This is a genomic window from aff. Roholtiella sp. LEGE 12411, assembly GCF_015206995.1.
In the GTDB taxonomy this organism is placed as follows: domain Bacteria; phylum Cyanobacteriota; class Cyanobacteriia; order Cyanobacteriales; family Nostocaceae; genus Komarekiella.
Map to the genome: position 1 here is coordinate 1 of NZ_JADEXR010000108.1, position 20,206 is coordinate 20,206.

General features: G+C 41.6%; 17 protein-coding genes. 12 read left to right on the forward strand and 5 right to left on the reverse strand.

What is annotated here, in order from left to right; translation table 11 throughout:
- Nucleotides 1-836 precede the first annotated feature (836 nt).
- The 7 genes from IQ246_RS20660 (at nt 837) to IQ246_RS20690 (ending at nt 7,752) form a co-directional block, all read left to right on the forward strand.
- Entirely contained in the window at nt 837-2,093 is a 1,257-nt protein-coding gene (locus IQ246_RS20660; RefSeq protein WP_194005209.1) for a histidine kinase, read from the forward strand.
- Between the two features lie 118 nt (nt 2,094-2,211).
- Nucleotides 2,212-2,673 carry a BON domain-containing protein gene (locus tag IQ246_RS20665; protein WP_194005210.1) on the forward strand — a complete coding sequence of 154 codons (462 nt, stop codon included), beginning with the start codon at nt 2,212-2,214 and terminating at the stop codon, nt 2,671-2,673.
- Between the two features lie 181 nt (nt 2,674-2,854).
- Entirely contained in the window at nt 2,855-3,310 is a 456-nt protein-coding gene (locus IQ246_RS20670) for a CAAD domain-containing protein (protein WP_194005211.1), read from the forward strand.
- A 612-nt stretch (nt 3,311-3,922) separates the two neighbouring features.
- The gene (locus tag IQ246_RS20675) at nt 3,923-4,330 is read left to right on the forward strand and encodes a hypothetical protein (protein ID WP_194005212.1); all 408 of its coding nucleotides are present in this window, start codon (nt 3,923-3,925) and stop codon (nt 4,328-4,330) included.
- An 85-nt stretch (nt 4,331-4,415) separates the two neighbouring features.
- Nucleotides 4,416-5,207, forward strand: a complete 792-nt coding sequence (locus IQ246_RS20680; RefSeq protein ID WP_194005213.1) for an IS5 family transposase — start codon at nt 4,416-4,418, stop codon at nt 5,205-5,207.
- Nucleotides 5,208-5,557: 350 nt separating this feature from the next.
- A complete protein-coding gene (locus IQ246_RS20685; RefSeq protein ID WP_194005214.1) occupies nt 5,558-6,451 on the forward strand; it encodes an AraC family transcriptional regulator in 894 nt (297 codons plus the stop codon).
- A gap of 116 nt (nt 6,452-6,567) precedes the next feature.
- Nucleotides 6,568-7,752, forward strand: a complete 1,185-nt coding sequence (locus IQ246_RS20690) for an NAD(P)H-quinone oxidoreductase subunit H (RefSeq protein ID WP_194005215.1) — start codon at nt 6,568-6,570, stop codon at nt 7,750-7,752.
- Here IQ246_RS20690 and IQ246_RS20695 read toward each other — a convergent pair.
- The 3 genes from IQ246_RS20695 to IQ246_RS20705 form a co-directional block, all read right to left on the reverse strand.
- A complete protein-coding gene (locus IQ246_RS20695) occupies nt 7,706-7,858 on the reverse strand; it encodes a hypothetical protein (protein WP_194005216.1) in 153 nt (50 codons plus the stop codon). The genes IQ246_RS20690 and IQ246_RS20695 overlap by 47 nt on opposite strands.
- A gap of 10 nt (nt 7,859-7,868) precedes the next feature.
- Nucleotides 7,869-9,443 carry a metallophosphoesterase gene (locus tag IQ246_RS20700; RefSeq protein WP_194005217.1) on the reverse strand — a complete coding sequence of 525 codons (1,575 nt, stop codon included), beginning with the start codon at nt 9,441-9,443 and terminating at the stop codon, nt 7,869-7,871.
- Between the two features lie 129 nt (nt 9,444-9,572).
- Nucleotides 9,573-10,544: a YegS/Rv2252/BmrU family lipid kinase gene (locus IQ246_RS20705; protein ID WP_194005218.1), complete on the reverse strand. Its 972-nt coding sequence runs from the start codon at nt 10,542-10,544 to the stop codon at nt 9,573-9,575.
- A gap of 305 nt (nt 10,545-10,849) precedes the next feature.
- Between IQ246_RS20705 and IQ246_RS20710 the strand changes: the two genes are divergently transcribed.
- The 4 genes from IQ246_RS20710 (at nt 10,850) to IQ246_RS20725 (ending at nt 16,163) form a co-directional block, all read left to right on the forward strand.
- Nucleotides 10,850-11,122: a lysozyme inhibitor LprI family protein gene (locus IQ246_RS20710; RefSeq protein WP_370588531.1), complete on the forward strand. Its 273-nt coding sequence runs from the start codon at nt 10,850-10,852 to the stop codon at nt 11,120-11,122.
- A gap of 183 nt (nt 11,123-11,305) precedes the next feature.
- Nucleotides 11,306-12,277, forward strand: coding sequence for a hydroxymethylbilane synthase (gene hemC, locus IQ246_RS20715; protein ID WP_194005219.1), 972 nt, complete (start codon nt 11,306-11,308; stop codon nt 12,275-12,277).
- Between the two features lie 140 nt (nt 12,278-12,417).
- A complete protein-coding gene (glgA, locus tag IQ246_RS20720) occupies nt 12,418-13,860 on the forward strand; it encodes a glycogen synthase GlgA (RefSeq protein ID WP_194005225.1) in 1,443 nt (480 codons plus the stop codon).
- 530 nt (nt 13,861-14,390) lie between these two features.
- Nucleotides 14,391-16,163 carry a sensor histidine kinase gene (locus IQ246_RS20725; protein ID WP_194005220.1) on the forward strand — a complete coding sequence of 591 codons (1,773 nt, stop codon included), beginning with the start codon at nt 14,391-14,393 and terminating at the stop codon, nt 16,161-16,163.
- Nucleotides 16,164-16,236: 73 nt separating this feature from the next.
- Here the strand turns inward: IQ246_RS20725 and wecB are convergent, their stop codons facing one another.
- The gene (wecB, locus tag IQ246_RS20730; protein ID WP_194005221.1) at nt 16,237-17,355 is read right to left on the reverse strand and encodes a non-hydrolyzing UDP-N-acetylglucosamine 2-epimerase; all 1,119 of its coding nucleotides are present in this window, start codon (nt 17,353-17,355) and stop codon (nt 16,237-16,239) included.
- A gap of 320 nt (nt 17,356-17,675) precedes the next feature.
- Nucleotides 17,676-18,050, reverse strand: coding sequence for a hypothetical protein (locus tag IQ246_RS20735; protein WP_194005222.1), 375 nt, complete (start codon nt 18,048-18,050; stop codon nt 17,676-17,678).
- A 726-nt stretch (nt 18,051-18,776) separates the two neighbouring features.
- On the opposite strand from IQ246_RS20735, the gene IQ246_RS20740 reads away from it, so the two are divergent.
- A complete protein-coding gene (locus IQ246_RS20740; RefSeq protein WP_194005223.1) occupies nt 18,777-20,090 on the forward strand; it encodes a type IV pilus twitching motility protein PilT in 1,314 nt (437 codons plus the stop codon).
- The last annotated feature ends 116 nt before the right edge of the window (nt 20,091-20,206 follow it).

Below are 20,206 nucleotides of genomic sequence, written 5' to 3' on the forward strand. Positions count from 1 at the left end.
GTTGTGAAAAAACCTGTATCAAAGTTTCGCTCCAAAAAACCAAAGCACAGAGGTACTGGACAGCGAGTTGAGGCTCCAAATTTTCACATCATCAATAACGCTTTTAGCCTTAACTGAACCGTATTGGAATATAAATAACATCCCTTGTCCAAACAGTTTAAAGCTTCCAGATCATTAGGATGGGATGACAATATTTACCCGACTTTAGTCTATTCATATAAAACCTACTTTGTCTGGGTTAACAGTTTCTGAGGTAATAGACCTCTTGCATAAATCAAAAATAATAATCCCACTCTGCCTTGTACTTACATCAAGGTCTTCTCTGTCACGAAATTGTAATGCCTCTGTTGAGAAGTGACGCTCCTGGGTCGCTAACAGATATCTTCCAAAAGCTGCCCTCCGTGAGTCTACGGCGCAAGCCGTTACTCTAACTTATCTTCCCTTGCAGGAAGGATTTGGGGGTAAATGTAAAAATTTTTACAATAGGTGAAATAAACTTTTTTACCCAAAATTAGATTTTTTAAGTATACAAATGTAGTTGTTTAATATTTGAATTAATAGATATATTAAGAAAATAAATACGTCGGCGAATATTTAATCCTTAAAGAAAAGAATCAAATAATTAAAGTCATGTAGTTAACAATGAGATAAATCAAATAAATAAAATTTTATACTTTTTATTTTTTACTCATTTGGATAATTTCACCTATGCCCAATGATAGAGGTAAAAATTCATCCAAGCGATTGATGAAAATTTATATTTAAGACCGTATAAAGGTACATATTGACAACTATAAATTTGTGAATAATTGATTTGTTGTGTAAGGAGAAAAAACATGGTTGTAGGTTTACATAAGCGTGCAGTAGGTGTATTTTCTACTCGTCGTGATGTCGAAGAAGCGCTACATGAATTGAAAAATGCTGGTTTTGGGATGGACAGAGTATCTGTCATTACACAGGATGGAGAGCGTGATGATATTGCAGGCGCTGAAGTACGCGATCGCGTTGGGGATAAATCCGACGAAGGTGCTAAAGTTGGGGCAGCAACCGGCGGTGCTTTGGGCGGATTAACTGGCTTATTAGTCGGTCTTGGTACTTTAGCAATTCCTGGAATTGGGCCAATTATGCTTGCTGGAGCCGCAGCAACCACCTTAGCTACAACTTTAGCTGGCGCTGGTATTGGTGCAGCCGCTGGTGGTTTGCTTGGTGCATTAATCGGGTTAGGAATCCCTGAAGAACGAGCCAGAGTTTACGATGAACGAGTAAAGCGGGGACATTATTTAGTCATCATAGATGGCACAGATGCAGAAATCGCTAGCGCAGAAGCAATTCTAAATCGGCGAGGTGTTGAAGAATTTGGCATTTATGACCACCCAGATGCTAGCAATGCAACTACTGATTATGTCGCTCCTACTTACACTACTACGGCTCGTAGGGATTTTGGCAGACGGGCGATCGGGGTATTTTCTCATCGTCGAGATGCAGAAGCAGCACTTACAGAATTACGAGATGCTGGTTTCCCGATGAATAACGTTTCTATTATTGCCAAGGATGCAAACGGTCAAAATATCGCCGGTGTAAACACAAATGTCGGTGCAGGTAACAAAGCAGACGAGGGAGCAAAAACTGGAGCAGCTACAGGCGGCATTTTAGGCGGTTTAGGCGGCTTATTAGTCGGATTGGGCGCTTTAGCAATTCCTGGAGTTGGGCCTGTAATTGCGGGTGGTGCAGCAGCAACTGCTTTGGCGACAACCTTAACTGGCGGGGCTATCGGTGCAGCCGCTGGGGGTATAGTTGGCGGACTCGTTGGTTTAGGAATTCCCGAAGATCGGGCGCGAGTTTATAGCGATCGCTTTCAACGAGGCGACTACTTGCTAATAATAGATGGTACGGAAGCTGAAATCCACCGCGCTGAGGCGATTCTTAAGCGTAGAGGTATAGAAGAATTTGCTATCTATGATGCTACTGATTTAGGCGAACATCGCTCTGGTTTCGACAGAACTACCAATTCTGACACCGTTCGCACCAATCACTCAACCGGAACTCACGATCCTTCTGTGGTTATTGTTGATCGTCGGGACGAAATAGTCTAAGCCAAAGAAGTTGTCGCTGACGCTCATTTGATACATTGTCAGAGCAAAAAGATAAAAAACTTGCTCCTCACTACCGCCGCAAATATCAACAGACTTCTTTCGATCCAGAATTAAAGATATGCAAAAGCTAACTCCTTTCCTAATTAGTGGCCTTTTAGTTTTTGGTGCAGTTGCTTGTCAAGATGCTGCTAAAACCAGCGTCGATGCACCCGATACTGTTAATGCTAGTCCACAAGCGCCAACTGCACAAATAACAGAAGCTTCCAAAGAAGATGCACAAAGTGAAGTCCGCAGAAGACAACTAAATGCAGATATTCGCGCCCGTGAACAACGGAATAATGTCACTGGTGGCGATACAGACAGAGCCACAGGCGATCTAGCAAGTCAAGTTCGCTCCAAGTTGGAAGCTAATATACCTGGTGGTCAGTTAACAGTTAATGCAGTAGAAAATGGCACTGTCACTGTAGCAGGAACTGTAAATAATCAGCAGCAATTGGCTAAAATTGAACCTTTAGCCAAACAAATTAAAGGTGTTACAGCCGTAGTTAACAAAGCAACTGTTGCTCCGCCAAAAAGCTAAGGCGGATAATCACAAATCCTAGTGAGTAGGTGAGCATAAATAAAGCTTAGATGCTCCTACTTAGCGCTAGTGGTCAGTAAAACTGACCACAAATAATTGCTAATTGGCGCTCCTTAAAATAATATTTATTTAAGCTCAGTCACTTAGAAAAACTATCGAAATTGCCGAAACAGAAGAAATTATGGAAACTGAACAACAGCAACTGGAATCCATCAATGCTACCTCATCACAAGGTATGCTTGCACTTGAAGGTGTAGAAACTACAAATTTGCCAAAGCTCCCGCCAGCTGCTGAACCAGAATCTCAATGGCAGCAAGTTAGCAGACAAACTGCTCATTTTTTAGAGCAACTGCCTGAATACTTAGGTAAGTTTTTTAACGACTACAAGCAGCCTTTAACAACTTTATCTTTAATTCTGGCAGCGATTATTACACTTAAGGTAGTGCTAGCAATACTGGATGCAATTAACGATATTCCAATACTCTCACCAACTTTCGAGTTGATTGGAATTGGTTACGCCACTTGGTTTACGTTTCGATATCTCATCAAGGCTTCAACTCGGCAAGAATTGTCTATAAAAATTCAACTACTGAAAAATGAAATTGTGGGCGAAGAAATTTCAAACCCGTTAAGCTAGCCTCAGCACAGGAGTTGATACTGTTAGCAATTTTATTGTAGGATGGGCAATTCCCATCCTATCAATTTATAATTTTTAGTAGTAGAGACGTTACATGTAACGTCTCTACTACTACATGATTTTGGGGTTTTATTTATCAAAGAAGGCAGTCTTGCTGAGGGCAGCTTTGCTGGAGGAAAACTGCCCTCAGCAAGACTGCCGCGACCAGAGGGAGCAAGGGTTTAAGACCCCCTCCAAATTTTCGATTTGGTGGCTCTTTTTCAGGAGGGGTTTGAATCCTATAAGTGAAAAAAAACCTTCTGCCTCCTGCCTCCTGCCTCCTTCAAGTATTTCATGTACCTTAAATTTACTGTAATTATTAAACAAGTAATTATCAACAACAGGTTATATTCTAATATAGCTAAATGACTTTGAGCAGCTTAATCATCAATAAAAATTGTGCTTTACTTTGCTGGTCGACATTGTTGTTCTAAATACATCCAAAGACAGAGAAAATAATATATCTTTGAATACAAATCACTTCCAAAGATAGTAGATATTAGATGAGAAACCGCCTAATCTAGTTCTCGAAGTTATTCAACAAAAATCTTTAACGAAACGAGGACATAATTTATGGCTAATCAAGCAGATAATAAATCAATAGACTCATCTGATCGGGCTGAAGTAGATACATACGATCGCGGAATTATCCCAGCTGAAACTGCTGCTCGGATGGAAAGAGAAGGAAATCTGTACAAAACACTTCCAACAGAAGAAAGAGAAGCAAGCGCACCTACTGATGATCAAACCGATGCGGAAAGCATACGCACCACTGACGGCTACACCGTAGACAAAGAAGGTTTGTTGAATAACTATGCAGTTGAACCGGAAATGTACTACGAAGAACCGGGTGATGCGCGTAAACAAGCAGCAGAAGACACCGCTGAGCGGATTGAAGAACTTGGAGAAATTAATCAGGATGAGGAAGGTAAGTTAACAGAAGAGGGTGACAAACGGGGTAGAGGCCCGGGAGTAATTTAGAGGATGTTTTAAAAGAGGGGGGCTGTTGTAAGAAAGCTCACAAGGCTTATGCTGAGATTTGTAGAAAACAGCACCTTGTGAGCGAATGACTAAAGCATACCGTAGCAATTTGACATGGGAACAGTGGGAATTAATTGCAGACCTATTCCCAGAAGCAAAGCCTGGTGGTCGTCCCCGAAAATTAGCCTTATTTGCGGTGGTGAATGGGATTCTCTATGTATTGTGTGAGGGGTGTACGTGGCGAGGTCTACCCGGTGATTTTCCCGCATGGTCAACGGTTTATGGTTATTTCTGGAGATGGGGTAAAGATGGTACATGGTTAAAAGTTCATGACCAACTCTACCAGTGGGTGAGAGTAGACGCGGGACGTGAACCAAGCCCATCAGAAGCGGCAGTTGATAGCCAGTCAGTAGAAACAGCAACAATGATCTCTATTGACGTTGGTTACGACGCAGGTAAAAAAATTCATGGGCGTAAACGCCATTTGAGTGTAGATTTACTGGGTCTAGTTTTACGGGTTTTGGTAACATCTGCTAGTCTTCCAGAACGCGAGGGTGCCAAAAAAGTCCTCAATCGGGTTCACGATACAGGCAATCGGGTAAAACGGTTGAACACTATTTGGATGGATGGAGGATACCGAGGAGAAGAATTTATGCGCTGGGTGATGGATATGTTTCGTTGGATTGTTGAAATTGCTCTTAGACCCTTGGAGAAAAAAGGTTTTACCGTATTACCAAAGCGCTGGGTTGTTGAGCGAACTTTCGGTTGGCTTAATTGGTGTCGGCGTTTAAGCAAAGATTATGAAAGATTACCCGAAACTTCCGAGATATTTATCTATATTGCCATGATTCGTATTATGGTCAGACGACTGGCATGATTTTTGACTGGTTTTGACTTTTAAAACATCCTCTTAGTTAATATCTGTTACTTTGTCCTATTTTCCTAGGTGCAATTACACGTAAAAGGTCTAATGGCAAAGGTTGTGCAGACGTGATTAATCGCGTCTGTACTGTTATTTGAGTAGATTGATGAGTGAGAGCAAATTTTAAACGGCTCAAGTTCAGGATTATGCCACTGCTGATATTATTATGCAACCAAGGGATAGATGGTGAACTGAGGGGTGGCGATCGCACTTGGCGTTGGTGTAACCATTATTTTTAATATCAATCCGTAGTCAAGATTTTTAAGCTTTTGATAAATTGGGCTTGTAAGAATTTGTGGTAGTTTATGTCAGAACAAAAGCCCTTAGTTATTACCAAAGAAGATGAAATATTCACACTATTTCCACGTCTACCAATTCTTACAAATCTTCAAACAGGTTGGCAAGGCATCTCATTTGGATACATGTGTCAACCTGCTTCTGCATTTCCTGAGGTTTCCACTTCACAGTGCCACTCTCTTGTCATTTTCACTCATGGAGCGCGGGTAATTCATGCAGAACGGAAAATGGGTGGACGCAGACATCGTGATGCTGTATGCGGAGGTGATATAGTTATTACTCCCGTTAACGTCGGGCATGAAGCTTCTTGGGAGGCTGAAGGTGACTTTATCTTACTCGGCATTGAACAGCAAATTGTGGCTCATGCAGTTGAAGAAGCAGCAGATGCTGACCAGATTGAACTTGTACCACACTTTGCCACACCAGACCCGTTAGTTTATCAAATAGGGTTAGCATTAAAAAGCGTTCTGGAAAACAATCCCTCAGGGAGTCGTCTTTATGCAGAGACGATGGTGAATGCTTTATCAGTACATTTAATACAACATTACTCTACAGGAAAACTGATATTAAAAGCATATAAAGGTTTGCCACGGCGTCAATTACAACAAGTTATTGACTACATTCATGCACATCTCGAACAAAATTTAGGTTTAGCAGAATTGGCGACGTTGATACCAATGAGTCCTCATTATTTCTCTCTACTTTTCAAACAAGCTACAGGAATGGCTCCCCATAAATATGTAATTCACTGTCGGGTGGAACGTGCCAAAGAATTATTATTGAAGGGAGAAATAGCAATTGCTGAAATCGCTCGCTTGGTCGGTTTTGCTAGCCAAAGCCACCTGAATTTTCACTGTAAGCGTCTATTAGGTGTAACTCCGAAAACTCTTCAACAAAGATAGGGCAAATATGCAAAAAATCGGATGAATTTGAAAGACTCCAACTCGTAAAGTTCCTACACTATCCAAAAACGGCATCTTGTTTTGAATAGTTAGAGATTAAGGAAACTTTATTATTTATGGGCAGAATTGAAACTAAAACCGAGCCAATGGTGATTAACTTTGGCCCTCATCATCCTTCCATGCATGGGTGTTTTCGGATTGTTGTCACCTTGGATGGCGAAGACGTGGTGGACTGTGAACCTGTCATCGGCTACCTGCACCGAGGTATGGAAAAGATTGCTGAAAATCGTACCAATATTATGTATGTCCCTTATGTGAGTCGATGGGATTACTATGGCGGGATGTTTAATGAAGCAGTCACGGTAAATGCCGTCGAGAAATTAGCAAATATTTCCATCCCCAAACGTGCCAGTTATATCCGGGTAATCATGCTGGAGTTAGCCCGAATTGTCAATCATCTATTGTGGTTAGGGCCTTTTCTCGGAGACTTTGGCGCACAGACTCCGATCTTTTACACTTTGCGCGATCGCGAAATGATTCTTGACTTGTTTGAAGCTACCACAGGCTACCGCATGGTCAACAATAATTATTTTCGCATAGGAGGGGTTGCTGCTGACCTTCCTTTCGGTTGGGTAGATAAATGCGAAGACTTTTGTAACTACTTTGCCCCCAAAATTGATGAGTATGAAAAATTGATTACCAATAACCCCATTTTTCGCCGTCGAGTTGAGGGTGTGGGAGTTCTGAGTCGGGAAGAAGCTATTAACTGGGGTATTTCTGGCCCGATGTTACGGGCTTCTGGGGTAAAGTGGGATTTACGAAAGGTTGACCATTACGAATGCTACGACGATTTTAACTGGGAATTACAGTGGCATACAGCAGGAGATTGCTTTGCTAGATATCTTGTGAGAATTGGGGAAATGCGTGAGTCAGTCAAGATTATTCAGCAAGCACTCAAGGGATTACCTGGTGGTGCATACGAAAATTTGGAAGCACAACGCATGGTAGCAGGTGCTAAATCTGAGTGGAACGCGTTTGATTACCAGTTCATCGCCAAAAAAGTTGCACCCACATTTAAGATTCCTCAAGGCGAAAACTATGTCCGTGTAGAGTCAGGGAGAGGAGAATTAGGAATTTATATCATCGGAGATGATCATGTCTTCCCCTGGCGTTGGAAAATCCGTCCAGCCGATTTCAATAATTTGCAAGTTTTACCTCAGTTAATCCGGGGTCAAAAAGTAGCAGATATTTTCGTCATCCTAGGAAGTATTGATGTTGTGATGGGATCGGTAGACCGTTAAATGAGGGAGTGGGAGCAAAAGAGCAGAGGATCACAGGAGAGTTAGTTCGTTCATCCACCCCAATGCCCAATGCCCCATGCCCCATCCTCAATGCCCCATGCCCCATCCCCAATCCCTTAAATACTCAACGGCTCAAGTTCAGGATGATGCCAATGCCGCTGATACCATTCGGCAACCAAAGGGCGGATAATGAACTGGGGCTGATGTTCGCCTTTAACATCAATCCGTAGACCTGAATAAGGTCGTCGTTTCTCGGAACCTTGACCGTTGCGACCGAGAAAGAAATGCGATCGCGCTACTAATCTATTCTCTTGTTTATCTATACTGCCGAAAGTCTCCATCAAGTCTGACCCTTCAGTCCGCTGGCGTCGCAGACTATACCCACTACCGCCACAAACAATCCAGTGGATATGAGAATCAGCATGTCCTGTATCCATTGTCTTCAGGTATTCTAAGCAGTGAGCGTGACCGTTCAATACCAGATCTACTAAAGGACGTCCCTGAGTGAGAGAACCTACTTTTTTAGCTACTGCATCCAACACACCACGCAAGCGGTGACGAATTACTAAAGTCTGTGCTTGTTGCCATTTCGTCGCCTCAGTTACATAGGGAGGATGGTGGAAATAAATTATCCTTCCCCGAACTTCGGCGGTATTCCAAGATTCAATTAGTCTTTGCTTTAGCCAGTCTAGTTGTTCGGTGTCAGTTAGTGTTTGTTGATCAGAACTGAGTTGCTTGTCGATATCAACAACAATTTCTTCAATTTGTGACAACTTACCTTGCATGTCATCGAGTTGATCAGCTTCTTTAGGATCGTCGGGATTCAGCTTTGTTGATTCTTCCAGGATTTGCATTTTTTCCTGCTCTAAATCCTGACGACGTTTTTCTAGAATTCTCCGATCAGCTTCGCCTTCTTTAGTTTTTGGCAGTGGTAATGGATCATTAAATGTATTAGAGTCCAAAGCAAAGAAGTCAATACCGCCATAGCGAAAAGTGTAGTAGCGATTGGGGAGGCGGGTGAAGTGCCCAGGTTCATAGCAAAGACAACGACCGGTGTCTGTCTTTGCAGTGTAGTGCTTATTTAAGTGACGATCTAATTCTCCTGGAAGCTGAAACGCCTTGAGATAGTCCAAAAACGCCCTTGCATAAGCACCACCTGCGTTTGAGCCATGCAAGCCCACATCAATGTCTAGGCGCGATCGCAACAGCTGACGAATAGGTAATGTTGTCAAGGACGCCAAGCTCAAGAGTATGGGTAAGTCATAGTAATCATGATTCCCAGGTACTGGTAAAATGGGTAGACTGAAAACCATCTGGTCGTAAGCGATCTGTCTAGGATGCTCTCCGCCCAAGATAAACTCTCGGTAAGGCTTGATGAAATTCTGCTGGTAGTACTCACTCGACCCCACCAAATAAATCACATCACCCGTATGCAGCATAAAACGACATTCATCGTGATGGGGCAGCATAAGTTGAGCAACTTGTCGTTGGGGATTGTGTCCCTGGTGTGATCCAGAACCACTATCACCTACAACCAAAAATGAGAACTCAGAATCATCTGCCCGACCATCTTCCAGCACTAGTCGAGTTTGGTCAATACCTCGTTCCACAATCAACGGATCTTGCCACCGCACCCGCTGATTCATCTTGCGAATTTTTTTAGCGATCGCCGGATCAGATACAAATTTCAACGCTACCTACTCCTGAATCTTTCACTAGGGATTGGGCAACAGTCAAGGGTCAAGAGTCAAGAGTCAAGAGTCAAGAGTCAAGAGTCAAGGGTTATTAATTATCAACTCCCCCACTCCCCTTAACTCCCCTCACTCCTCTGCTGGATCTTTCATTTCAATAGTCAGGTTAGGGAGTCCATCTAGTTTTTCTATAGGTTCTATTTCTTCTACTAATGGCACAAAAATCTTCAAGCCTGCTGGTACGCACTTAATTTCAATTGGTGTTGTGCCTGCGATTTCACCATCCAAGACAACCTTTTGTGGTGGGTCTGTGGTAATTTTAAATTGTTTGGCTCGTAGGAAACCAATGTCATCTCGCTCTGCGGCGTTACCTGTAGAGGCTGTTTGAAATAGATGGAATGTCGCGGCGATCGCTCCGGCTTTGCTAGTCGGAGCCACAATTGTTAAATCTAATAGCCCATCATCATAAACCAAACCTGCTGGCCCCTGAGCTAAGACTGAAGTTGGTGGTGCAGCATTTGCTACTGTTACCGCACAGGCGCTAGTTTTAATGATCTTGTCTTCCGTTTCAATTTCAACTTCAAAGGTCTTTAAATTTCTCAGTTGCTGAATTCCTGCTAGGACGTACGCCATCATTCCAAAGCGATTTTTGGCTTCACGATCTGCCAGTTCTACAGTTTCAGCTTCAAAGCCAATACCTGCAAGCAGTACCATTGGCTGATCATTGCAATAGGCTACGTCTACACTACAAGTACCTCCCTGCAAAATTGTCTGACAGGCACCTGCGATCGTATCAGGGATTCCTAAAGCTGTGGCAAAAGCGTTTGCTGTTCCACGGGAAATAATCCCAAATGGAATTTCTGTACCCACTACAGCAGCAGCTGCTGCTGACAGCGTTCCATCTCCCCCGGAAGCAATGATTGCATCTACCCCTCGTCCTACTGCTGCATAAGCCAGTTCGTCAGCGTCGATTTCTTCTGTTGTCAGATAAATATCCAGGTCAATTTCTGGCTCTAATATTGCCCGAATCTGTGCCAGTTCTACTTCTGGATCACCTTGACCCGCAACTGGATTGAAGATAAGGCAGGCGGAACGATTCATAAGGCATGAAAACTAAACTTAGATTTTGAAATACCAAATTATTCTTAGCATTCCTGTAAAACTTCAACTTCCATCTGACGATAGGTTTACTTGTCTGTTACGGTATGCGAATTTGCTAGATAAATCCTAGACAAGTCTAGACATTTACTTCTTACTTCATAGGGAGCATGGGAGCGGTTATCCCTCACTAAGCTTTCACGCCTTAGCCAGACGCGATAAATTTATCGCCGCGTTTAAATCCCTGTCCATCGAATGTCCACAACTTACAAAAGTTAAACTGCAATAATGCTCAAACTCAGGCAGAAATCAATGTATGCACTCAGTTATCCTATCAGAATGCAGATCAAAAATTGAATCAAGTTTATCAGCAACTACTGCCAAAATTAGAAAAGTCTAGACGGCAGAAATTGATTTTTGCACAACAAGCATGGATCAAGTTTAGAGATACTAGTTGTGAGTTTGAGAAAAGCAGATACGAACAGGGAAGTATTGTTGCTACTGTTTATTTGACTTGCCTAGAAAAGACTACAAAACAGCGCACTCAACAATTACAGGAATATCTCAAACCAGACCCCTAAGATGATTGCTGAGTAGAGACGCGATTAATCGCGTCTGTGTTGAGTAATAAGAAAGAATGTAAAAGTATGTAAAGAAAAACCAAAATAAACTTTACCGCAATTAAGCAAAGGCAATCAGATGAGTCACTCACTACGGTAGTCTAGATGAGAGTGAATTCATCGCCTGGTTTGACATATTTTTTTATGACTTCAGTTGTTACTAGTCCTCCACGCACTATTCGTATTGGTTCACGCAAAAGCCAACTTGCTCTTGTTCAAACATACTGGGTACAAGAGCAACTTCAGAAAAGCTTTCCTGATATCACTTTTGAAGTCCACACAATGTCTACCCAAGGCGACAAAATCTTGGATGTAGCATTAGCCAAAATTGGCGATAAAGGACTATTCACTAAAGAACTTGAACTGGGAATGCTCAACAAGGAGATTGACTTTGCAGTTCATTCCTTAAAAGATCTACCGACTAACTTACCAGCAGAATTAACACTAGCAGCAATTACAGAGCGAGAAAACCCAGCAGATGCGCTAGTGGTGCATGAAAAACACAAAGATAAACAAATCGATACAATGCCCGTGGGTACGGTAATCGGTACATCTTCTCTGCGACGATTAGCACAGTTACGCCATCATTTTCCCCACTTTACCTTTAAAGATGTGCGGGGAAACTTGAATACACGGTTGGCAAAACTGGATGCAGGTGAGTATGATGCCCTGATTTTGGCAGCAGCAGGATTAGAGCGATTGGGAATGGGCGATCGCGTTCATCAAATTATACCCAAAGAAATCTCCCTCCACGCCGTTGGACAAGGAGCTTTAGGTATAGAATGCCGTGCTGATGATAGCGATTTGTTATCCTTACTCAAAGCGATCGAACATCCCCAAACACGCGATCGCTGTCTCGCCGAGCGAGCATTTTTGCGCGATCTCGAAGGCGGTTGTCAAGTACCTATTGGTGTAAATACAGAAATCATCGATAATAAATTGACCTTAACGGGTATAGTCACCAGTGTTGATGGTCAAAAGATGGTAAAAGATACCGTCACGGGAGAAGCCAACAATGCCGAAGCAATAGGTACAGAACTAGCACACCTGTTACGGCAACAGGGAGCACAAGAAATTTTGGCAGAAATATTTGCTGTGATTCAGCGGGGTTCCTAGGCTATAGGGCGAAAAGATGTGGTTAGATAAGAATTGATCGCCGTTGCACAAAAGCTGTGCCAAACGCGACAGATTGCGTTAATCGCGATCATCAAGTTACTTTGACAATATTAGGCAGAACCGGGGAAGCAAAAATTACCATGCGGATTCTATTTGTTGCAGCAGAAGCAGCACCCATTGCGAAAGTAGGCGGAATGGGTGATGTTGTTGGAGCATTACCCAAATTCTTAAGAGCAATGGGGCATGATGTACGAATATTCTTGCCTTACTACGGCTTCCTGCCAGACAAAATGGAAATTCCCAAAGAACCCGTCTGGCGGGGATCTGCCATGTTCCAGGACTTTGCTGTTTATGAAGCCGTTTTGCCTGGTACTGATGTTCCTTTGTACTTATTTGGACATCCCGTCTTTTTGCCCCGCCGCATTTACTCTGGAGAAGATGAAGACTGGCGGTTCACCTTTTTTGCCAATGGTGCAGCTGAATTTGCCTGGAATCACTGGAAGCCAGAAATTATCCACTGTCACGATTGGCATACGGGAATGATTCCTGTGTGGATGAATCAAGATCCTGATATTACAACTGTTTTTACCATTCATAACCTGGCTTATCAAGGGCCATGGCGTTGGTATTTGGAGAAAATTACCTGGTGTCCTTGGTATATGCAAGGACACAATACAATGGCAGCTGCGGTGCAATATGCCAATAAGGTAAATACAGTTTCCCCAACTTATGCTGAGCAAATTAAAACACCTACTTATGGTGAAACACTAGAAGGTTTGCTGTCCTTTATTAGCGGCAAGTTGTCTGGGATTATTAATGGCATAGACAACGAAGTTTATAACCCAGCGAATGACAAATACATTGCCCAAACCTTTACTACTGAAACTCTGGATAAACGCAAGGCTAACAAAATTGCTTTGCAAGAAGAAGTGGGATTAGAAGTTAATTCCAATGCCTTTTTAATTGGAATTGTGACGCGATTAGTGGAACAAAAAGGCATTGATTTAATATTGCAAATCCTTGATCGCTTCATGGCTTATACAGATGCACAGTTTGTGCTGTTAGGAACAGGCGATCGCTACTACGAAAGCCAGATGTGGCAGTTAGCATCCCGCTTTCCCGGACGCATGGCAACTTACTTACTGTATAACGATGCTCTATCTCGCCGCATTTACGCTGGTACTGATGCCTTCTTAATGCCTAGCCGTTTTGAACCCTGCGGTATTAGCCAAATGATGGCTTTACGTTATGGTTCTGTGCCTATTGTCCGTCGTACAGGTGGATTAGTTGACACCGTATCACACTATGACCCCGTAAATGAAGCAGGCACAGGTTATTGCTTTGACCGCTATGAGCCGCTAGACCTTTTCACCTGTATGATCCGGGCTTGGGAAGGCTTCCGCTTCAAACCCCAGTGGCAAGAATTACAAAAACGCGGCATGAGCCAAGACTTTAGCTGGTATCAGTCTGCTAAGCAGTATGTGAAGTTGTATAGATCGATTTACGGCTTACCAGAAGAAGAGGAGCAAACACCACAACCAGAGTTAGTGTTAAATGAGACAGTAACTACTAGTAAATCCTAAATCGCTTAAATAAGTAGATATTTTTATGGCTCATGATAGCATTGCTCGAATATGCTAATCATGAGTTTTCATTGGCGCGATCGCTTTTGATTAAAGCAACGTGAGTTCGTTTAGATCCAAATAAAAAAACTTATATAGGAATCATATTTGATTTCTGAAAAAAATTCAGTACATCTTTATTACTTCTTCTCCATGCCCCATTCCCCATTCCCCATTCTCTATTCCCTGTCTCTACGAGTCAGTTCACGAATCAAATCGGATTACTATATTTTGCAGCCGTAAAATTACGGAGTTTAGTAATTTCGTAATTTTACTTTCCATATTGCTATATTACCTAAAATTTATATCAAATATCAGTTTCAAGAAGCTTTGTTAAGGCTTTCTCCTCAATTCCCTAAGTCACTATTGTGTGGAATACAACTGCTATATATGGCAATGAGTTTCAATTAGGGGTTTTGATAATTACGTGTCCTTGCTTAAGCTGGTACTTCGTCATCATCCCTTTAAAGCATATTTAGGAGATGTCTATTATGTATGACTTGCAAAAATTTACTTTAAGAGATATGTCAGAATGCGGTTTAGCTCTGCGTCATTTAGGCAATAAAGCTAACAGCTTGGAAGAGGCTAGCAATTACATTATTCAATATCTTTATAACAATTTAATTGATAAGGAATCTGGTAAAAACTCCTGCGTACTTATCCGTTTTTTCAAAACTCACTCTTACGGCGAACTAACATCAGAATTGCAAGAATATGCACAAGAGCAGTTAGGTAATTATCTACCAGATGATAGTCTCAAATGCTTGACTTTATTAGCAACTGCTGGGGAACTACCAGAATGGAACTCGCGGCACAAATCTGGGGGACACAAAACAATTCCTCTAGCAAATGAAGAGGCGATCGCCCGCATACCAATGATTTTTCAACTTATCCAACAACTAGGGTTAAATCTCGGCACTGTAGTGCAACCAGACCCCAATTTATTAACTGATTTAGAGCAACGGATGTATAACGTCTTTTATATTCCCGATGCTTTGGGTAGCCCCTATATCCCTTCACAAACATCGTTTGTAATTCCGTTTAATATAAAATCTGTAGTTGGATTTGGAGGATTATTGCCATCAGGAAATATGTTTGTAATTCTTATGTTCTTGAGAGTAGTAATTCCTCGTCCAAGTGTTGATTTGTTGCGACCATTAGCATTGAATGTCAAAATGACGATCCTACCTTTTGAGAATGAAAATATTTTTAGTGACCACAGTCAACATGTTGTGAACGATAAAATTTCAATTGCAACGAATAACAATGATAATTCTCAGTATCTCAACTCCCAAATTGCAACACTAACTCAGTTATTGGATGTCTCTGAGCAATCTACCATCAGTCAATCTGATCGTCTTGAACAAACAAACGCCCACCTTCAACAAACTTTAGATAAGCTTCAGAATACTCAAATTCAGTTAATTCATACTGAAAAAATGTCTAGTTTGGGACAACTCGTTGCTGGCATTGCTCATGAAATTAACAATCCTGTTAATTTTATTCATGGTAATCTTATTTATACTAAACAATATACCGAAAACTTACTCAATTTAATACAAAGCTATCAAGATTATTATCCAAATCCTCCAGAGGAAATTCAAGAATTAATAAAAGAAACTGAATTAAGTTTTTTAGCTGAAGACCTAACTAAAATCCTAACTTCTATGACTGTGGGAACGAAACGAATTAGCGAGATTGTTAAGTCGCTGCGAAACTTTTCTCGTTTAGATGAAGCAGAAATTAAAAATATTGATATTCACGAAGGTATTGATAGTACTTTAATGATTCTGGAACACTGTATGCAAGCTAGACATGGATATCCAGAAATCAAAATTATTAAAGAATATAGTCAATTACCTCCAATAGAATGCTATCCCAGTCAACTAAATCAAGTTTTTCTAAATATTCTTACCAATGCCATTGACGCATTACAAAGCCTTAATGAGTCACGGGTAATGGGTAGTATAGAAGAAAAATATAACCATCCATTACCGACAATTCACATTCGTACTAAGGTACTCGATAGTAAATGGGTAGCAATAAGCATTGCCGATAATGGTTGTGGAATCAACGAGGAAGTACGTTACAGGTTATTTGATCCCTTTTTTACTACTAAACCTGTAGGAAAAGGCGCTGGAATAGGATTATCAATCAGCTATCAGATTATAGTCGAAAAACATGGTGGAAAAATTAGCTGTATTTCTATTCCAGGGCAAGGGGCAGAGTTTGTGATTGAGATTCCTGTGAAGATTAAAAATTAGCTTTTATATCTAATTAGCTTTACACGATCGCATAACTCAAATGACAGATAATTTAGACCTAAAATAATATTTTTTAGTCAAGCTCTAATAAGTAATTTTGTACAATTTCCAAAATGTACTCTGCTGCATGACCATCACCAAACGGATTAATTGCATTTGCCATTGCTTCATAAGCTTTTGGGTTACTGAGTAACTCACTAGTGACAGCAAAAATTTTCTCACTTGTAGTTCCTATAAGTTTAGCTGTACCCGCTGCAACAGCCTCTGGTCTTTCTGTGGTGTCTCTCAGCACTAACACTGGTTTTCCTAGACTGGGTGCTTCTTCCTGCAATCCACCAGAATCGGTGAGCAAAATATGCGATCGCCCAATCGCCCCTACTAGTTCTCCATAATCTAGAGGTTCTGTCAAGAAAATTCGAGGATGATCTCCCAAAAGCGCCTGCAAAGGTTCACGTACTGTCGGGTTACGATGTAATGGCAAAAGCAATGCTGTATCGGTAAACTTATCCAAAATCCGTAAAAACCCCTGAGCGATCGCTTGTAGTGGTTCTCCCCAATTCTCCCGACGATGTACTGTTGCTAGCAGAACGCGATATGAGTCCCAGTTTAAGCCTGGTATATCGCAGGCTGGTTGAGTTGCAGCCACATTCAACAGGGCATCAATCACCGTGTTACCTGTTAGGTGAATTTTACCCAAAACACCAGAACGTTCCAAGTTTTCCACAGCCAAAGAAGTTGGCGCAAAGTGCAACTGAGTCAGTTGAGAAACCAACCGCCGATTAGCTTCTTCTGGGTAAGGATTAAAAATATTATCAGTTCTTAACCCTGCTTCTACATGACCTAGAGGGATTTTTTGGTAAAAAGCTGCCAAAGCTGCGGTAAAAGCAGTAGTTGTATCTCCCTGCACTAGAACTAAATCTGGCTTTTTTTCCTGGAATAATACTTCTAAACCTCTCAAGCTACGGCAGGTAATATCACTTAAGGATTGCTGAGTTTGCATAATCTCCAAGTCATGATCTGCTTTGATATTGAACAGTTGCATGACTTGCTCAACCATCTCCCGGTGCTGCCCAGTTAAAATTACTTGTAACTCAAAGTCTGTAGACTTTTGGAAGACTTGAATCACCGGAGCTAGTTTAATTGCTTCCGGACGAGTACCCAAAATAATGCAAACTCGTTTTTGGTTAGTCATTGGTTATTAGTTATTAGTCAACAGCCAATATAGCAGTTCTCGTTTATATGCAATATATGCAACACACAGTAGAAGCGCAACATTATTATGCCTTTATTAAAGACCTTGTAGTTGCGACAACAGAGCGAACCTGCTGATCATCCTTAGCTTTTTTCCTTCGGAGAAGTTTAAACGGCTCTAGCTTCTCTTTTTAACGCACTGCTTGCTGTATTTCACTCAATTGAAAACAGGCATAGTCAATCTTTACAAATGACAAATAAGCATGAAAAAACCCGGCTTAACCGGGCAGATGCACTGTTTATCGAATTGAGCAGTGATAATTATATTTTGATATCACAAGTTAAAGGGCAAGCTGCATAAACAGTAGCCTGCATTTGCTCTGCCTCTCCATGAAGCCAGGTTAACCATCTGACTTCACTAGGATGTATACCTTTAAGAGTCAGCACACCCGCAGCAAAAACAACTGCCATGATATTAAACGTTATTAAACCGCCTGCTACGAGCAAAACAGCACTAACAGGCATCACAGATTGCAGAACAATCGACAACAGACATCCGACCGTAGCCATCAAAACAACTAGGGGAAAACCGACAACCAACAAGCATACTGCCAACGTGAAAGTCCAGATCAAAAAGCTTTTGATCTTCAACAAGGAGTAGGTCTTTCCTTGATTAGAGCTTTGAGCCGAAACCATGACTTTTCCTCCCAAAATACACAGCAAATATAATTTCAGTAAAATCTCGCTTTTTACGAGCAAACTGAACTTCTTCAAGTGAGATTAGTATATAAAAACCCATAGAGAAAATGAGCATTTGTTTACTAAAGTTTACAGTTAATCTTTCGTAATTATGAATGTAAACTCAAGTTCACATATATTTAAACAACTAGTTTTTAGCATCTGTCTTGAGGCATAGAAGCTAAAAGTCATTAGCTTTCAACGCTTATCATCAGCACTTTACTTCCGCCTAACTTAACATTTCTTATAACAAATAGCAGGAGTTCTCATAATTCATAGATAGGCTGAAGAAATTATCTGCCGCTGACTGTACTGTTAATTGCTAGCAATTTTTAGTTCTTGTCTGAGGCAAATTTCTCATCTAACAAGTTGAAGTATTAACAATACAAATTCAAGTACTAAAAAAAACTAGTTATAACCGTATATTGCCGGAGGTTTTTTAAGGTCTTGTGTATGTTAAACAAGGTGGGGTAGGTCAAATATTTTTTTTCTATGAGACTAATAGATGGTGGCAGTTATAAAAAAAAGATACTAGTGTAAGGAGCTTAAATAGACTGACCGTAGCTCTAGAATTTCGATTACTTTTTACTGCTCATAGGGCGACTACACAAGCATTTTCCAGAAGTCGTCAAAGAAAGTGACTTCTTTCTGATTCAACTTTTTACCAATCAAATTTGAAGATATATGACAGAATCACAGCATCCATTAAATTCCAATGCTGCTAATCGTAATTTGCCGCCAGTACCGCCACCACCACCAACGTTTAGTACGCAGCGCCAGTTGACACAAACATTGGATATGTCAATGGATAGAAGTACCAACGCTCCTGTCATTAACTCTGCACCGCCGCCACCACCAGCTTCTGCACCTGTTGCGGCTCATCGTCCCGGTACTCCACCGCCAATGCCTAGTTCAGTTCGTCCCAAAAACAGCAGTCCGGGACTTACTTTAGCACAGCTAATTAGGGAAGCTTACGATCAAGGATATTCTGACCTTCACCTGGGTGTAGGTGAAGTACCCCGCTTCCGTAATCGTGGAGAAATTCAACTAACAGATTATCCAGAAACGGATAAAGAGACTTTAATGAATTGGTTGCGGGAGGTGATGACCGAGGCGGAAATTCAGCGCTTTGAAGAACACCTAGAATTTGATGGAGCAACTCAATACGACTTTGCTCGCGTCCGAATCAATGTTTTTGGCTCACTCAAAGGGCCAGCAATGGTGTTACGCTTGATTCCGCTAAAAATCTTGACTATGGAACAGTTGCGTTTACCCCCAGTTTTTCGGGATATTTGCCATCACCACAAAGGTTTAATTTTGGTGACTGGGCCTACTGGTTCTGGTAAGTCTACAACAATGGCAGCGATGATTGACTACATCAATAAAGAGATGGCGAAGCATATCATCACTATTGAAGACCCAATAGAATTTGTCCACCAAAGCCGCAAATCCTTAGTTAAACAGCGGGAAGTGGGAATGCACACCCGGAAATTTGACAACGCTTTGAAAGCAGCTTTGCGGGAAGACCCAGATTTGATTCTAGTGGGAGAAATGCGGGATAAAGAAACGGTCAATACTGCCCTAAAAGCAGCTCAGACTGGTCACTTGGTAATGGGAACCCTGCACACGAATAGCGCTGTAAAAACCATTGAACGGATTCTGAATCTTTACTCTGGTGAGGAACAGGATGCAATGCGGGTAGCAATTTCTGAGTCCTTAGTAGCTGTGATTGCTCAAGGTTTGTGCCGCACAACTGATGGTAAGCGAGCTGCTTTTCACGATGTCCTCATCAACACAGAAGCAATCAAAGAATGGATCAAAGACGGGAAGTATGATGAAATTACTGAGCTAATGAAACAAGCCAGTTTTGACGGCATGGTTACGATGAATCAGTCGCTGCTTAACCTCTATCAAGACGGCCGCATTACTGAAGAAACTGCTTTGGAAATGTCACCAACTCCTAACGAAATGGCGCAATTCCTCCGAGGTCGAGTTTAGCGGATTGGGTACTGGGTACTGGGAAAACATTCCCAAATCTGTTTGGGGTTAAAGCAAATTCCATAATTTTTCATTTGAATACCACTACCCCAATGCCCCATGCCCCTGTCTCTTAT

Bases quoted from the DNA above. Each gene is read 5' to 3' on its own strand.
- IQ246_RS20725 (WP_194005220.1), top strand. From the start codon at position 14,391: ATGTATGACTTGCAAAAATTTACTTTAAGAGATATGTCAGAATGCGGT.
- IQ246_RS20690 (WP_194005215.1), top strand. From the start codon at position 6,568: ATGGGCAGAATTGAAACTAAAACCGAGCCAATGGTGATTAACTTTGGC.
- IQ246_RS20685 (WP_194005214.1), top strand. From the start codon at position 5,558: ATGTCAGAACAAAAGCCCTTAGTTATTACCAAAGAAGATGAAATATTC.
- glgA (WP_194005225.1), top strand. From the start codon at position 12,418: ATGCGGATTCTATTTGTTGCAGCAGAAGCAGCACCCATTGCGAAAGTA.
- IQ246_RS20675 (WP_194005212.1), top strand. From the start codon at position 3,923: ATGGCTAATCAAGCAGATAATAAATCAATAGACTCATCTGATCGGGCT.
- IQ246_RS20680 (WP_194005213.1), top strand. From the start codon at position 4,416: ATGACTAAAGCATACCGTAGCAATTTGACATGGGAACAGTGGGAATTA.
- IQ246_RS20695 (WP_194005216.1), bottom strand. From the start codon at position 7,858: ATGGGGCATGGGGCATTGAGGATGGGGCATGGGGCATTGGGCATTGGG.
- hemC (WP_194005219.1), top strand. From the start codon at position 11,306: ATGACTTCAGTTGTTACTAGTCCTCCACGCACTATTCGTATTGGTTCA.
- IQ246_RS20665 (WP_194005210.1), top strand. From the start codon at position 2,212: ATGCAAAAGCTAACTCCTTTCCTAATTAGTGGCCTTTTAGTTTTTGGT.
- IQ246_RS20670 (WP_194005211.1), top strand. From the start codon at position 2,855: ATGGAAACTGAACAACAGCAACTGGAATCCATCAATGCTACCTCATCA.
- wecB (WP_194005221.1), bottom strand. From the start codon at position 17,355: ATGACTAACCAAAAACGAGTTTGCATTATTTTGGGTACTCGTCCGGAA.
- IQ246_RS20740 (WP_194005223.1), top strand. From the start codon at position 18,777: ATGACAGAATCACAGCATCCATTAAATTCCAATGCTGCTAATCGTAAT.
- IQ246_RS20660 (WP_194005209.1), top strand. From the start codon at position 837: ATGGTTGTAGGTTTACATAAGCGTGCAGTAGGTGTATTTTCTACTCGT.
- IQ246_RS20705 (WP_194005218.1), bottom strand. From the start codon at position 10,544: ATGAATCGTTCCGCCTGCCTTATCTTCAATCCAGTTGCGGGTCAAGGT.
- IQ246_RS20735 (WP_194005222.1), bottom strand. From the start codon at position 18,050: ATGGTTTCGGCTCAAAGCTCTAATCAAGGAAAGACCTACTCCTTGTTG.